The organism is Mycobacterium sp. NTMscope_MAC_269 (genome assembly GCF_976985695.1).
In genome coordinates, this window is the sequence record NZ_OZ335668.1 from 5,099,965 (window position 1) to 5,114,970 (window position 15,006).

Below are 15,006 nucleotides of genomic sequence, written 5' to 3' on the forward strand. Positions count from 1 at the left end.
GTAGTTCGTCTCGACGCCGTAAAGTGCGGGGATGCAGCTGGTTTCGGCGCACGCGACCGAGCTTTTCGTCGGGCCGCCGGACGCCCCGCTGCAGCTGGTTCGGGTCACGGTCTCGGGCTGCGCCGAGCCGACGCCGATCCGCGTCGACGGCGACGGACTGAGCGGGCAGATCCTCGCCGGGGCGGGCCAGGACGTGATCGAGGTCCCGGTCGACGTGCAGCGCCCGGTCGTCGGCGAACGCCGGTCGGCGCGGGTGAGCGCGGGCCGCGCCCACACGCCGTTCGAGTTCACCGTCGCCGAACCCGGCTGGACCATGTTCATGGTCAGTCACTTCCACTACGACCCGGTGTGGTGGAACACCCAAGGCGCCTACACCAGCGAATGGACCGAGGATCCGCCCGGGCGTGCCCGGCAGACCAACGGCTTCGAACTCGTGCACGCCCATCTGGAGATGGCGCGCCGCGAGCCCGAATACAAGTTCGTGCTCGCCGAGGTGGACTACCTCAAGCCGTACTGGGACACCCGGCCGCAGGACCGCGCCGACCTGCGCCGGTTCATCGCGCAGGGCCGCGTCGAGGTGATGGGCGGCACCTACAACGAACCCAACACCAACCTCACCAGCCCGGAAACAACCATTCGAAACCTGGTGCACGGCATAGGTTTTCAGCGCCACGTCCTGGGCGCTGACCCGGCGACCGCGTGGCAGCTGGACGTGTTCGGCCACGACCCGCAGTTCCCGGGACTGGCCGCCGACGCCGGCCTGACGTCGAGTTCGTGGGCCCGCGGGCCGCACCACCAGTGGGGCCCGACGCACAGCGACGGCGGCCTGGGTGGCATGCAGTTCTGCAGCGAGTTCGAGTGGATCGCGCCGTCGGGCCGCGGCCTGCTCACCCACTACATGCCCGCGCACTATTCGGCCGGCTGGTGGATGGACTCCGCGGCGTCGCTGAGCGAGGCCGAGGGCGCCACCTACGAGCTGTTCGACCAGCTCAAGAAGGTCGCGCTGACCCGCAACGTGCTGCTGCCCGTCGGCACCGACTACACCCCACCCAACACGTGGGTCACCGCGATCCATCGCGACTGGGCGGCCCGCTACACCTGGCCACGATTCGTGTGCGCGCTGCCGCGCGAGTTCTTCGCGGCGGTGCGCGCCGAGCTGGCGCATGGGCGCGGCGCGCCTCGAGAACCATCGCCGCAGACCCGGGACATGAACCCGATCTACACCGGCAAGGACGTGTCCTACATCGACACCAAACAAGCCAACCGGGCCGCGGAGAACGCCGTCTTGGCCGCCGAGCGGTTCGCGGTGTTCGCGGCCCTGATGACCGGCGCCGACTACCCGCATGCGGCCTTGGCCAAGGCGTGGGTGCAGCTGGCCTACGGCGCGCACCACGATGCGATCACCGGCTCGGAATCCGACCAGGTTTACCTCGACCTGTTGACCGGCTGGCGCGACGCGTGGGAGCTGGGCCGCGCGGCCCGCGACACCTCGCTGGCGCTGCTGTCCGGGGCCATCGACGGTGACGTCGTCGTGTGGAACCCGCTGGCGCAGCGGCGCACCGACCTCGTCACCGCGCGGGTCGATCCGCCGCTGCGGGCGGGCGTGCGGGTGCTGGACGCCGACGGCGCGCAGGTGCCCGCGCTGGTCGAGCACGACGGGAGCTCGGTCACGTGGCTGGCTCGCGACGTCCCGTCGCTGGGCTGGCGGGCCTACCGGCTGGCTCGCACCGAGAAAGGCGCCCGCGCGTCCGGGTGGGAACCGATTGCGGGATCGGTGATCGCCAACGAGCACTACCGACTCGAGGTCGACGCGGCCCGCGGCGGGGCGGTCGCCTCGCTGATCGACTTGTCTGGGCAGGGGGGCCGCGAGCTGATCGCCGCCGGCCGGGTCGGCAACGAGCTCGCCGTGTACGAGGAATACCCGTCGCACCCGACGCAGGGCGAGGGTCCGTGGCATCTGCTGCCCAAGGGCCCGGTGGTGTGCTCGTCGGAATCGCCGGCGCGGGTGCAGGCCTTGCGCGGACCCCTCGGCGAGCGGGTGGTGGTGCGCGGCCGGATCGGCACCCTGCTGCGCTACACCCAGACCCTGACGCTGTGGCGGGGCGTCGCGCGGGTGGACTGCCGCACCACCATCGACGACTTCACCGGCGCTGATCAGCTGGTGCGGCTGCGCTGGCCGTGCCCGGTGCCGGGCGCCATGCCGGTCAGCGAGGTGGGCGACGCCGTCGTCGGCCGGGGTTTCGCGCTGCTGCACGACGCCCCCGGCGGCTCCCGCTCGGTGGACGCCGCCCGGCACCTCTGGGCGTTGGACAACCCGGCGTACGGCTGGTTCGGCCTGTCCTCGGCGGCCCGGGTCCGGGTGTCAGGGGGCGTGCGGGCGATCTCGGTCGCCGAGGTGGTGTCGCCGGCCGAGACGGTGTCCGGGCCGCTGGCGCGCGAGCTGATGGTGGCGCTGGTCCGCGCCGGAGTCACGGCCACCTGCAGCGCCGCGGACAAGCCGCGCTACGGCCACCTCGAGGTGGATTCCAACCTGCCCGACGTGCGGATCGCGCTGGGCGGCCCGGGCCGCAACGCCTTCACCGAGGCGGTGCTGGCCCACGCCGATCCCGCGTACGCGAAGGAACGGGACCGGCAGCTGGCGGCGACCGGCCGGGCCCGGGTGTGGGTGCCGGCCGAGACACCGCTGGCCGCGGTGTGGGTGCCCGGCGCCGACCTGCGCCCGCTGCGGGCGCTGCCGGTGCTGGTGATCGACGGCCGTGACGACGAGCACCTGCGCGCGGAGATCGCCGCGGTGGCCGAGGACCTCGGTGCCGCCGAGATCGTCGTCGCGCAGCAACCCGCGTCGGGAACCGACGCGTTCGACGACCGCACCGTCGCGCTGCTCAATCGGGGCGTGCCCAGCTTCGCCGTCGACACCGAGGGCACCCTGCACACCGCGCTGATGCGCTCCTGCACCGGCTGGCCGTCGGGCATCTGGATCGACGACCCGCGCCGCACCGCGCCGGACGGCTCGAACTTCCAGCTGCAGCACTGGACCCACGATTTCGACTACGCCGTGGTCAGCGGCGACGGCGACTGGCGGCGCGCGGACGTCCCGGCCCGCAGCGCGCAGTTCTCGCAGCCGCTGCTCGCCGTCGCCGGGGGCCAGCGGCCCGGCGCGCTGCCGCCGGCCGGTTCGCTGCTGCGCGTCGAGCCCGCCGAGTCGGTCCACCTGGCCGCCCTCAAGGCGGCCGGGGAACCGCTGACCGCGGGCAGCGCAGCGCCGCTCGACCCGAACGCGGTCGCCCTGCGGCTGGTGGAAACGACCGGGGCGGACGCGCGGGTGGCCCTCGGCTCGGACTTCGCGGCGATCAGCGACCTGCGGCGCGCCGATCTCCTGGAGACACCCGCCGGGCGCCTGGATTCCGTCGACCTGCACGGCTACCAGGTGGCGACCGTGCTGGCCCGCTTCGACATGCCCGCCACGCTGGCCGATGCCGCCGCCCTGGCGCCGCACGCCGAGGCCGCCCAGCCGCTCTACGCCCGCTATTGGCTGCACAACCGCGGCCCCGCGCCCCTCGGCGGGCTGCCCGCGGTCGCCCACCTGCACCCGTCGCTGGTCAGCGCCCAGCCCGGCGCCGCGGTGACGCTGCGCCTCACCGCCGCCAGCGACTGCAGCGACGCCGTGCTGCGCGGCGGCGTCGCCCTCGCGTGCCCGGACGGCTGGTCGGCCGCGCCCGCCGAGCTGCCCTTCACCCTGTGCAGCGGCGGTCACCTGGAGGCCGACGTGGTGGTGACGGTCCCGCCGAGCGCTGAACCGGGCCTCTACCCCGTCCGGGCCGAGCTGCGGCTCACCGGCGATGAGATCCCCGCCCCCTGGCGCCAGGGGGTCGAGGACGTGTGCGTGGTCGCGGTGGGCGGCGCGGCGACGGACCCCGGCGAGCTCGTCTACCTCGCCGACGGCCCCGGCGAAATCACACTGCGGCCCGGCGAAGCGGGCGACCTGACCGTCACCGTCGGCACCCACGGCCGGGCCGACCTGGCGCTCGAGGCGCACCTGATCAGCCCCTGGGGCACGTGGGAATGGATGGGCCCCGCCGCGCTCGGCGCGGTCCTGCCCGCCCGCGGCGCCGTCGACCTCGGCTTCCGGGTGACACCGCCGCCCTGGCAGGAACCCGGCCAGTGGTGGGCGCTGGTGCGCATCGGCTGCGCCGGGCGGCTGGTCTACTCGCCCGCGGTCCGGGTGACGGTGAGATGAGCGGCCACGCGGTCGCGACCGTCGCCGGCATCCCCGTGTCGCGCGCCGAGATCGACGCGGCCGAAACGCGACTGCGCGCCGCGCCGGGGGCGGACGCGCTGCCGGCCGCCGGCACCAGCGAGGGCCGCCAACTGCGGCGCTGGCTCACCCAACTCGTCGTGGCCCAACGGGTGGTCGCCACCGAGGCCGACGCGCGCGGGCTGGACTCGCGCGCGGTGCCCACCGAGGCCGAGTTGCTGCCCGACGCGACCGCGCGGCTGGAGATCGGCAGCGTCGCCGCGGCGGTGCTGGCCGATCCGCGCGCCCGGGCGTTGTTCGCCGACGTCACCGCCGCCGTGCACGTCACCGACGACGAGGTGGCCGCCTATCACGCCCGCAACCCGCTGCGGTTCGCCCCGACCCGGCGGACTCAAAACGGCTGGCGCACAACGGCGTTGGACGAGCCCCCGCTGGCCCAGGTGCGATCGGCGATCGCCGACCATCTGCGCGGCGCCGCGCGGCGGCGCGCCTTCCGGCTGTGGCTGCACGCGCGCCGCGCCGAGCTGGTGCGGCTCGCGCCGGGCTACGAGCATCCCGGCGACCCCCGTCAACCCGACAACACCCACCGGCACTGAGCGCCATGCCTACGCTGAGTCTGGACATCGGCGGCACCAAAATCGCCGCCGCCCTGGTCGATTCGGACGGCGCGCTGGTGTACACGGCGATCCGCCCCACCCCGGCCACGACCGTCGCCGGCGACGTGTGGGCCGTGGTCGAAGCGATGATCGCCGACGCGGTGCGGGCGGCCGAGACCCCGATCACCGCCGTCGGCATCGCCTCGGCCGGGCCGATCGACCTGCACACCGGATCGGTCAGCCCGATCAACATCGCGAGCTGGGACCGGTTCCCGCTGCGCGACAGGGTCGCCGCCGCGGTGCCGGGGCTGCCGGTGGTGCTGGGCGGCGACGGCGTCTGTATGGCGTTGGGCGAGCACTGGATCGGGGCGGCCCGCCGCGCGGGGCCGGACGTCCGGTTCCTGCTGGGCATGGTGGTCTCCACCGGGGTGGGCGGCGGTTTGGTGCTCGACGGCGTCCCCTACGCCGGGCGCACCGGCAACGCCGGCCACGTCGGGCACGTCGTCGTCGAGCTGGACGGCTCGCCGTGCACCTGCGGCGGCCACGGCTGCGTCGAGACGGTGGCGTCCGGGCCGTGGATGGTGCGTTGGGCTCGGGAAAACGGGTGGTCGGCGCCGCCCGGGGCGGGCGCCAGGGATCTGGCCGTCGCGGCTGCGGGCGGAGACCCGGTGGCGCAGCGGGCCTTTCACCGGTCAGCGAACGCGCTGGCCGCGATGATCGCCTCGGTCGGCGCGGTCTGCGATCTGAACCTCGTGGTGATCGGGGGAGGGGTGGCCAAATCCGGACCGCTGCTCTTCGACCCGCTGCGGGCCAGGCTGGCCGACTACGCGGGCCTGGACTTTCTGTCCGGGTTGCGGGTGGTGCCCGGCGAACTCGGCGGCGCGGCCGGTCTGATCGGCGCGGCTCGGCTCGCGGCCCCGGGCTGACGCGCTGCATGCCGCCGCCGGCAGCTCCTTACGCTGACTGCCATGAACCACAGCATCGACGCGCTCGCGGTCGTGATCACCGGACTGATGGTGGGCGTGGAGCTGGCGGTCGCGGTGTTCTTCCACCCGCTCATCGCCCGGCTGCCCGACGACGCCTTCCGTGCGGCGCGCGGCGGCGCCGCCCGAGCGCTGGGCACGACGATGCCGTTCTGGTATGCCCTGAGCCTGTTGCTGTTGGTGGCGCTCGCCATCAAGGAGCGGGCAGCGCCGGACGCCTGGTTCTACGGCGTCGCCGGCGGACTGATGGCGTTGGTGGTACTGCTGACGGTCACGCTGCTGGTGCCCATCAACAACCGCATCGCCAAATGGCCGGCCACAGGTGAGGTCTCGCGCGAGCTCGCGATCCGGTGGGACCGGCTGCACCGGCTGCGGGTGGTCCTGTTGCTGGCGGCGTTCGTGCTGCTGGTCCTGGGTGTCATCTGAGCCGTATCCAGGTCGCCGTTTTGGCTGACCGGCGCAGGCCACGCTATTGTGTTAGCCGTTCCACCGAAGACCGTCGGTCACCGAGCAATCGGTTGAAGGTCCGGGAGTATCCCGGCGGCCCACGCAGGAGGACGAGGCAACGACAACGCCGGCCCGCACCGGCGTGTTTCTACGCCCCGGCCGCTTCCTGCGCCGGGGCTTCGTCGTTTTTCGGGGAACCGAGACGACACGTCGCACGACTTCACTTTCAGGAGGTAGGCATGGCCAGGGCTGACAAGGCCACCGCCGTCGCGGACATCGCCGAGCAGTTCAAGGAATCGACCGCGGCCCTGGTCACCGAGTACCGCGGTCTGACCGTCGCCAACCTGGCCGAGCTGCGGCGCTCGCTGGGCGCGTCGGCCACCTACTCGGTGGCCAAGAACACGCTGGTCAAGCGGGCCGCTTCGGAAGCCGGGGTCGACGGCCTCGACGAACTGTTCGCCGGCCCGACGGCCATCGCGTTCATCACCGGCGAGCCGGTCGACGCCGCCAAGGCCATCAAGACCTTCGCCAAGGAGCACAAGGCGCTGGTCATCAAGGGCGGCTACATGGACGGCCGTCCGCTGACGGTCGCCGAGGTCGAGCGCATCGCCGACCTCGAGTCGCGCGAGGTGCTGCTGGCCAAGCTGGCCGGCGCGATGAAGGGCAACCTCGCCAAGGCGGCCGGGCTGTTCAACGCCCCGGCGTCGCAGGTCGCCCGGCTGGCGGCCGCGCTGCAAGAGAAGAAGGCCACAGAAGCGCCGGCGGCTCCCGCGGCTGCCGCGGAACCCGCCCCGGAACCCGCTTCGGAAGCACCCACTGAGGCTGCTGAAACCCCGGCCGAAGCCGAATAACAACCCACCCCGGAACCTGGAAAAAACAAGGAAGGACCCACACCCATGGCAAAGATGTCTACCGACGACCTGCTCGACGCGTTCAAGGAAATGACGCTGCTGGAGCTCTCCGACTTCGTCAAGAAGTTCGAGGAGACCTTCGAGGTCACCGCGGCCGCCCCGGTCGCCGTCGCCGCAGCCGGCCCGGCCGGCGGTGGCGCGCCCGCCGAGGCCGCCGAGGAGCAGTCGGAGTTCGACGTGATCCTCGAGTCCGCCGGCGACAAGAAGATCGGCGTCATCAAGGTGGTCCGCGAGATCGTCTCCGGCCTGGGCCTCAAGGAGGCCAAGGACCTGGTCGACGGCGCGCCCAAGCCGCTGCTCGAGAAGGTCGCCAAGGAGGCCGCCGACGAGGCCAAGACCAAGCTCGAGGCCGCCGGCGCCACGGTCACCGTCAAGTAAGTCACTGCGCGTAAACCCCCGGGATCGAGATCCCGGGGGTTTCGTGCGCTCAGCGCGCGTGCATCGCCGTGTGCAGCGACTGCGTCACCCGCTCCGGTGAATCCCCAAGGGCCACAAGCAGGTTCGACGTCATCGAACCCAGCACCGGGACGACGGCCGAGCCGTCATCGCCGTAATAGCCGGCCAGCTCCAGCATGACGAAGCCGTGGATCGACGCCCAGAACTGGGCCGCGATCGCCACCACCGCCGCGTCGTCGTCGGCCGCGCCGGCGCCGATGCGCCCCGCCAGCACGCATCGGTGAACCGCGCGCACGACGTGCGCAAAGCTGGGGTAACCCCGCTCGATCTCGCCGATCGTCAGCGTCAGGACGTTGTGGGCGGGCGCGTTGATGCCGTGGGCGCTGGTGCTGCCGAACATCAGCCGATACATGTGCGGGCGCTTGATCGCGTAGCGCCGGTAGGCGGCGCCGATGACCAACAGGTCGGCGACCGGATCGCCGGTCTCGGGCGCGGTCAGGGCGGCGTCGAACTGCCGCAAGCCCTCCTCGGCCACCTCCGCGATCAGCCCGCCCATCCCGCCGAAGTGGGTGTAGAGCGCCATCGTCGAGGTGCCCGCGGCGCCGGCCACCTTGCGGGTCTGCAGCGCATCGGGGCCGTGCTCGTGCAGCAGGTCGACCGCCGCGGACAGCATGTCCTGACGAACGCTGCGCTGGATGTCTGAAGTCATCGTTGCCATCTTCTCATCGGGGGCGTACGGTGCCAATAACATTGAAATAACAATGTTATAGGAGCTCAGCCATGGCGACCGCGACAACCGCCAAGTCCGGCAATCCCTACCTCGAAGACGTCCTAGCCCCGGTGAGCGTGGAGGTCACCGCCACCGACCTCAAGGTCACCGGGCGCATCCCCGACCACCTCGACGGGCGCTACCTGCGCAACGGGCCCAACCCGGTCGCCGAGGTCGACCCGGCCGTCTACCACTGGTTCAGCGGCGACGGCATGGTGCACGGGGTCGCGCTGCGCGAGGGCGAGGCGCGCTGGTATCGCAACCGGTGGGTGCGCACCGCCCACGTCTGCGCCGAACTCGGCGAGGCGGCGCCGCGCGGACTGGACCCACGGGCAGGCATGCTCTCCGTGGGCCCTAACACCAACGTGCTCAGCCATGCCGGGCACACGCTTGCGCTCGTCGAGGGGGGCGGGGCGAACTACCGCCTGACCGACGAGCTGGACACCGAGGGGCCCTGCGACTTCGACGGGACCCTGTTCGGCGGATACACCGCCCACCCGCACGCCGATCCGCGGACGGGCGAATTGCACGCGGTGTCCTACTCGTTCACCCGCGGGCGGACCGTGCAGTACTCGGTCATCGATACCCGGGGCCGGGCCCGGCGCACCGTCGACATCGAGGTGGGCGGGTCGCCGATGATGCACGACTTCTCACTGACCGACAAGTACGTGGTGCTCTACGACCTGCCGGTCACCTTCGACCCCGTCCAGGTGATGCCGGCCAGCGTGCCCCGCTGGCTGAGTTTGCCGGCCCGGCTGGTCATGCAGTCGCTCATCGGGCGGGTGCGGCTGCCCAGCCCGGTGACGACGGCACTCAACCGCAACCGTGATCCGATCAACCGGATGCCGTACCGCTGGAACCCTGACTACCCGGCGCGCATCGGGGTGATGCCGCGCGAGGGCGGCAATGAAGACATGCACTGGTTCGACATCGAGCCTTGCTACGTCTACCACCCGCTCAACGCCTACTCCGAGATACGCAACGGCGCAGAGGTTTTGGTGCTCGACGTGGTGCGTTATTCGCGGATGTTCGATCGTGACCTGCGCGGTCCTGGCGACAGCCGGCCGACGCTGGACCGCTGGACGGTCAACCTCGCGACGGGCGCGGTGACCAGCGAGCGCCGCGACGACCGCCCCCAGGAGTTCCCGCGCATCAACGAATCTCTACTGGGCGGGCGGCACCGGTTCGGCTACACCATCGGCACCGAGGGCGGCTACCTGTCCGGCGGGGCGTCCGAGATGTCCACCGCCGTGTACAAACACGACTACGCGAGCGGATCCAGTTCGGCCGCCGAACTCGACGCCGGCCTGTTGCTCGGCGAGATGTCCTTTGTGCCCAACCCCGCGGCGCGCGCCGAGGACGACGGCGTCCTGATGGGCTTCGGGTATCACCGCGACCGCGCCGAAGGGCAGCTGGTGTTACTGGACGCACAGACCCTCGGGCACGTCGCCACCGTGCATCTGCCGCAGCGGGTGCCGATGGGTTTCCACGGCAACTGGGCGCCGGCTGGCTAACACGCGCGTCAAATAAGTTGCGCCGTCGGGCCTTCCGGCTGATCTCGGGACGGCCAATTTTCCCCGCTGTGTTCCGCAACCCTGATGCCGTGTGGCAGGCGTGCGCTACAGTGACTCATGCCACACAAAAGGGCAGGTGGCAGGCATGAGTGTCGACGGAAGGATTTCCCATGGGCGTCGCAATCGAGGTGAATGGACTCACGAAGTCCTTCGGCTCCTCGAGAATCTGGGAAGACGTGACGTTGGAAATCCCCGCCGGGGAGGTCAGCGTCCTGCTGGGGCCGTCGGGTACCGGCAAATCGGTTTTTCTGAAGTCATTGATCGGTCTGTTGCGCCCCGAGCGCGGCTCGGTCGTCATCGACGGCACGGACATCCTGCAGTGCACGGCCAAGGAGCTCTACGAGATCCGCACGTTGTTCGGCGTGATGTTCCAGGACGGCGCCCTGTTCGGGTCGATGAACCTGTTCGACAACGCGGCGTTCCCGCTGCGCGAGCACACCAAGAAGAAGGAAGGCGAGATCCGTGACATCGTCATGGAGAAGCTGACCCTGGTCGGTCTGGGTGGCGACGAGAAGAAGTTCCCCGGCGAGATCTCCGGCGGTATGCGCAAGCGCGCCAGCCTGGCCCGCGCCCTGGTGATGGACCCGCAGATCATCCTGTGCGACGAGCCCGACTCCGGCCTGGACCCGGTTCGTACCGCCTACCTGAGCCAGTTGATCCTCGACATCAACGCCCAGATCGACGCCACGGTGCTGATCGTTACCCACAACATCAACATCGCCCGCACCGTGCCGGACAACATGGGCATGCTGTTCCGTCGCAAGCTCGTCATGTTCGGCCCGCGCGAGGTGCTGTTGACCAGCGACGAGCCGGTGGTGCGCCAGTTCCTCAACGGCCGCCGCATCGGGCCGATCGGCATGTCCGAGGAAAAGGACGAGGCGACCATGGCCGAGGAGCAGGCCGCGCTGGACGCCGGGCAGCACGCCGGCGGTGTCGAGGAAGTCGAGGGCGTGCCCCCGCAGATCGTCGCCTCGCCCGGCATGCCGGAGCGCAAGGCGGTCGCCCGCCGGCAGGCCCGGGTGCGCGAGATCCTGCACACGCTGCCCAAGGACGCTCAGGCCGCCATCCTCGACGACCTCGAAGGCACCCACAAGTTCCCGACGCACGAGTTCGGTGACTAGTCGGCCGGCCCGTCGTGTTTCGCGATAACTCCGCGTAACGCGACGGCCCGCCCTCTTGACGACGGGCCGTAAACGGGCCAGTCTGTTGGGCAGCATGTATCCAGCGGAAAGTCGAAACGCCAGCCAGCGCCGATGTCCCTGGACTGCTGATGCTGGGAAGTTGAGGAATGCGCAGTCCTGCGCTATTGTTGGACGTTGCGCTGGCTACCTCCTGCCCACCTCACCCGCCACCTGACACCGTGGTCTAAGCCTGAGCCTCCTTGCGTGGCTTTGTTCTTTAGTTGCGCGTGAGATCCGGACAGTTCGTTCGCCGGCCGAACCGACACAATTCGCGGCGAGCTGGCCGGTGGTCCCGGTCTTCGTGAGTCGCACGAGGTGCTGGAAGGATGCATCTTGGCTGATTTCCGCCAGAGCAAGACGGATCGCCCACATAGTTCCTCTAATGGAAGTTCCTTAAACGGCTCCGTGCCTGGAGCCCCCAACCGAGTTTCCTTCGCCAAGCTCCGCGAACCCCTCGAGGTTCCGGGCCTGCTTGACGTGCAGATCGACTCCTTCGAGTGGTTGATCGGCGCGCCGCGGTGGCGTGAGGCCGCCGCCGCGCGCGGCGAGGGCAAGGCCGGGGTCACCCCGGTGGGCGGCCTGGAAGAGGTGCTCTTAGAGCTGTCGCCGATCGAGGACTTCTCCGGCTCGATGTCGCTGTCGTTCTCCGACCCCCGTTTCGACGAGGTCAAGGCGCCGGTCGACGAGTGCAAAGACAAGGACATGACGTACGCGGCCCCGCTGTTCGTCACGGCCGAGTTCATCAACAACAACACCGGCGAGATCAAGAGCCAGACGGTGTTCATGGGTGACTTCCCGATGATGACCGAGAAGGGCACCTTCATCATCAACGGCACCGAGCGCGTCGTGGTGTCCCAGCTGGTCCGCTCGCCCGGTGTGTACTTCGACGAGACCATCGACAAGTCGACCGAGAAGCTGCTGCACAGCGTCAAGGTGATCCCGAGCCGGGGCGCCTGGCTGGAGTTCGACGTCGACAAGCGCGACACCGTCGGCGTCCGCATCGACCGCAAGCGCCGCCAGCCCGTCACCGTGCTGCTCAAGGCGTTGGGCTGGACCAACGAGCAGATCACCGAGCGGTTCGGCTTCTCCGAGATCATGATGTCGACGCTGGAGAAGGACAACACCGCCGGCACCGACGAGGCGCTGCTGGACATCTACCGCAAGCTGCGTCCGGGCGAGCCGCCGACCAAGGAGTCCGCGCAGACCCTGCTGGAGAACCTGTTCTTCAAGGAGAAGCGCTACGACCTGGCCCGTGTCGGCCGCTACAAGGTGAACAAGAAGCTCGGCCTGCACGCCGGCGAGCCGATCACCAGCTCGACGCTGACCGAGGAAGACGTCGTCGCCACCATCGAATACCTGGTGCGCCTGCACCACGCCCGGACGGATGGCCAGGCCGCTGTCATGACTGTCCCCGGCGGCATCGAGGTGCCGGTGGAGACCGACGACATCGACCACTTCGGCAACCGCCGCCTGCGCACCGTCGGTGAGCTGATCCAGAACCAGATCCGGGTCGGCATGTCGCGGATGGAGCGCGTCGTCCGCGAGCGGATGACCACCCAGGACGTCGAGGCCATCACGCCGCAGACCCTGATCAACATCCGGCCGGTCGTCGCCGCGATCAAGGAGTTCTTCGGCACCAGCCAGCTCTCCCAGTTCATGGACCAGAACAACCCGCTGTCCGGGCTCACCCACAAGCGCCGGCTCTCGGCGCTGGGCCCTGGCGGTCTGTCCCGTGAGCGCGCCGGCCTGGAGGTCCGTGACGTCCACCCGTCGCACTACGGCCGGATGTGCCCGATCGAGACCCCGGAGGGTCCCAACATCGGGCTGATCGGTTCGCTGTCGGTGTACGCGCGGGTGAACCCGTTCGGCTTCATCGAGACCCCGTACCGCAAGGTGGTCGACGGTGTCGTCTCCGACGAGATCCACTACCTGACCGCCGATGAGGAGGACCGCCACGTCGTGGCGCAGGCCAACTCGCCGATCGACGCCAAGGGCCGGTTCGAGGAGTCACGGGTCCTGGTCCGCCGGAAGGCGGGCGAGGTCGAGTACGTGCCGTCGTCCGAGGTGGACTACATGGACGTGTCGCCGCGCCAGATGGTGTCGGTGGCCACCGCGATGATCCCGTTCCTCGAGCACGACGACGCCAACCGTGCCCTGATGGGCGCCAACATGCAGCGTCAGGCGGTTCCGCTGGTGCGCAGCGAGGCGCCGCTGGTGGGCACCGGCATGGAGCTGCGCGCGGCGATCGACGCCGGCGACGTCGTCGTCGCGGAGAAGGCCGGGGTGATCGAGGAGGTCTCCGCCGACTACATCACCGTGATGGCCGACGACGGCACCCGGCACACCTACCGGATGCGCAAGTTCGAGCGGTCCAACCACGGCACCTGCGCCAACCAGTCGCCGATCGTCGACGCGGGTGACCGCGTCGAGGCCGGCCAGGTGATCGCCGACGGGCCGTGCACCGAGAACGGTGAGATGGCGCTGGGCAAGAACCTGCTCGTGGCGATCATGCCGTGGGAGGGCCACAACTACGAGGACGCGATCATCCTCTCCAACCGCCTGGTTGAGGAGGACGTGCTCACCTCGATCCACATCGAGGAGCACGAGATCGACGCCCGCGACACCAAGCTGGGCGCCGAGGAGATCACCCGGGACATCCCGAACGTCTCCGACGAGGTGCTGGCCGACCTCGACGAGCGCGGCATCGTGCGCATCGGCGCCGAGGTCCGCGACGGCGACATCCTGGTTGGCAAGGTGACCCCGAAGGGGGAAACCGAGCTGACCCCGGAGGAGCGGTTGCTGCGGGCGATCTTCGGCGAGAAGGCCCGTGAGGTCCGCGACACCTCGCTGAAGGTGCCGCACGGCGAGTCCGGAAAGGTCATCGGCATCCGCGTGTTCTCCCGCGAGGACGACGACGAGCTGCCGGCCGGCGTCAACGAGCTGGTGCGCGTCTACGTGGCCCAGAAGCGAAAGATCTCCGACGGCGACAAGCTCGCCGGACGGCACGGCAACAAGGGCGTGATCGGCAAAATCCTGCCCCAGGAGGACATGCCGTTCCTGCCGGACGGCACGCCGGTGGACATCATCCTGAACACGCACGGGGTGCCGCGACGGATGAACATCGGCCAGATCCTGGAAACCCACCTCGGGTGGGTCGCCAAGTCCGGCTGGAACATCGACGGCTCCCCCGAATGGGCGGTGAACCTGCCCGAGGAGCTGCGGCACGCGCAGCCGGACCAGATCGTGTCGACGCCGGTGTTCGACGGCGCCAAGGAGGAGGAGCTGGCCGGCATGCTGTCGTGCACGCTGCCCAACCGCGACGGTGAGGTCATGGTGGACGGCGACGGCAAGTCCGTGCTGTTCGACGGGCGCAGTGGCGAGCCGTTCCCGTACCCGGTGACCGTCGGCTACATGTACATCATGAAGCTGCACCACCTGGTGGACGACAAGATCCACGCCCGCTCCACCGGTCCGTACTCGATGATCACCCAGCAGCCGCTGGGTGGTAAGGCACAGTTCGGTGGCCAGCGCTTCGGTGAGATGGAGTGCTGGGCCATGCAGGCCTACGGCGCGGCGTACACGCTGCAGGAGCTGTTGACCATCAAGTCCGACGACACCGTCGGCCGGGTCAAGGTGTACGAGGCGATCGTCAAGGGCGAGAACATCCCGGAACCGGGCATCCCCGAGTCCTTCAAGGTGTTGCTCAAGGAACTGCAGTCGCTATGCCTCAACGTCGAGGTGCTCTCCTCGGACGGCGCGGCGATCGAATTGCGCGAAGGCGAGGACGAGGACCTCGAGCGGGCCGCGGCGAACCTGGGAATCAATTTGTCCCGCAACGAATCCGCGTCCGTAGAGGACCTGGCCTAGCTTGACCCAACGCAAGCGTTTTATTAG

At 69.9% G+C, this 15,006-nt stretch carries 10 protein-coding genes; 9 read left to right on the plus strand and 1 reads right to left on the minus strand.

What is annotated here, in order from left to right; all coding sequences use genetic code 11:
* Window positions 1-31: 31 nt before the first annotated feature.
* The 6 genes from ACZ50Z_RS24245 to rplL all read left to right on the plus strand — a co-directional run bounded on the left by ACZ50Z_RS24245 (window position 32) and on the right by rplL (window position 7,570).
* Window positions 32-4,237, plus strand: a complete 4,206-nt coding sequence (locus ACZ50Z_RS24245; RefSeq protein ID WP_464485820.1) for a glycoside hydrolase family 38 N-terminal domain-containing protein — start codon at window positions 32-34, stop codon at window positions 4,235-4,237.
* Window positions 4,234-4,851 (plus strand): DUF7158 domain-containing protein, encoded by a 618-nt coding sequence (locus tag ACZ50Z_RS24250; protein ID WP_464485821.1) that lies wholly within the window; start codon window positions 4,234-4,236, stop codon window positions 4,849-4,851. The genes ACZ50Z_RS24245 and ACZ50Z_RS24250 overlap by 4 nt, the downstream gene beginning before the upstream one ends.
* Before the next feature lie 5 nt (window positions 4,852-4,856).
* Window positions 4,857-5,777 (plus strand): ROK family protein, encoded by a 921-nt coding sequence (locus ACZ50Z_RS24255; RefSeq protein WP_464485822.1) that lies wholly within the window; start codon window positions 4,857-4,859, stop codon window positions 5,775-5,777.
* 42 nt (window positions 5,778-5,819) lie between these two features.
* A complete protein-coding gene (locus ACZ50Z_RS24260; protein WP_464485823.1) occupies window positions 5,820-6,260 on the plus strand; it encodes an anthrone oxygenase family protein in 441 nt (146 codons plus the stop codon).
* A 260-nt stretch (window positions 6,261-6,520) separates the two neighbouring features.
* A complete protein-coding gene (gene rplJ / locus ACZ50Z_RS24265) occupies window positions 6,521-7,132 on the plus strand; it encodes a 50S ribosomal protein L10 (protein ID WP_464485824.1) in 612 nt (203 codons plus the stop codon).
* Window positions 7,133-7,177: 45 nt separating this feature from the next.
* Window positions 7,178-7,570 carry a 50S ribosomal protein L7/L12 gene (gene rplL, locus ACZ50Z_RS24270; RefSeq protein ID WP_163712463.1) on the plus strand — a complete coding sequence of 131 codons (393 nt, stop codon included), beginning with the start codon at window positions 7,178-7,180 and terminating at the stop codon, window positions 7,568-7,570.
* A gap of 49 nt (window positions 7,571-7,619) precedes the next feature.
* Here rplL and ACZ50Z_RS24275 read toward each other — a convergent pair whose 3' ends face one another.
* A complete protein-coding gene (locus ACZ50Z_RS24275; protein ID WP_464485825.1) occupies window positions 7,620-8,297 on the minus strand; it encodes a TetR/AcrR family transcriptional regulator in 678 nt (225 codons plus the stop codon).
* A gap of 71 nt (window positions 8,298-8,368) precedes the next feature.
* On the opposite strand from ACZ50Z_RS24275, the gene ACZ50Z_RS24280 reads away from it, so the two are divergent.
* The 3 genes from ACZ50Z_RS24280 (at window position 8,369) to rpoB (ending at window position 14,979) form a co-directional block, all read left to right on the plus strand.
* Entirely contained in the window at window positions 8,369-9,871 is a 1,503-nt protein-coding gene (locus ACZ50Z_RS24280) for a carotenoid oxygenase family protein (protein WP_464485826.1), read from the plus strand.
* A gap of 170 nt (window positions 9,872-10,041) precedes the next feature.
* Window positions 10,042-11,052 (plus strand): ABC transporter ATP-binding protein, encoded by a 1,011-nt coding sequence (locus ACZ50Z_RS24285; protein ID WP_464485827.1) that lies wholly within the window; start codon window positions 10,042-10,044, stop codon window positions 11,050-11,052.
* 393 nt (window positions 11,053-11,445) lie between these two features.
* Window positions 11,446-14,979 carry a DNA-directed RNA polymerase subunit beta gene (rpoB, locus tag ACZ50Z_RS24290; RefSeq protein ID WP_464485828.1) on the plus strand — a complete coding sequence of 1,178 codons (3,534 nt, stop codon included), beginning with the start codon at window positions 11,446-11,448 and terminating at the stop codon, window positions 14,977-14,979.
* Window positions 14,980-15,006 lie beyond the last annotated feature (27 nt).

Excerpts from the sequence above, each read along its gene's own strand:
- ACZ50Z_RS24280 (WP_464485826.1), top strand. The coding sequence starts at position 8,369 with ATGGCGACCGCGACAACCGCCAAGTCCGGCAATCCCTACCTCGAAGAC.
- ACZ50Z_RS24250 (WP_464485821.1), top strand. The coding sequence starts at position 4,234 with ATGAGCGGCCACGCGGTCGCGACCGTCGCCGGCATCCCCGTGTCGCGC.
- ACZ50Z_RS24260 (WP_464485823.1), top strand. The coding sequence starts at position 5,820 with ATGAACCACAGCATCGACGCGCTCGCGGTCGTGATCACCGGACTGATG.
- rplL (WP_163712463.1), top strand. The coding sequence starts at position 7,178 with ATGGCAAAGATGTCTACCGACGACCTGCTCGACGCGTTCAAGGAAATG.
- ACZ50Z_RS24245 (WP_464485820.1), top strand. The coding sequence starts at position 32 with ATGCAGCTGGTTTCGGCGCACGCGACCGAGCTTTTCGTCGGGCCGCCG.
- ACZ50Z_RS24255 (WP_464485822.1), top strand. The coding sequence starts at position 4,857 with ATGCCTACGCTGAGTCTGGACATCGGCGGCACCAAAATCGCCGCCGCC.
- rplJ (WP_464485824.1), top strand. The coding sequence starts at position 6,521 with ATGGCCAGGGCTGACAAGGCCACCGCCGTCGCGGACATCGCCGAGCAG.
- ACZ50Z_RS24275 (WP_464485825.1), bottom strand. The coding sequence starts at position 8,297 with ATGACTTCAGACATCCAGCGCAGCGTTCGTCAGGACATGCTGTCCGCG.
- ACZ50Z_RS24285 (WP_464485827.1), top strand. The coding sequence starts at position 10,042 with ATGGGCGTCGCAATCGAGGTGAATGGACTCACGAAGTCCTTCGGCTCC.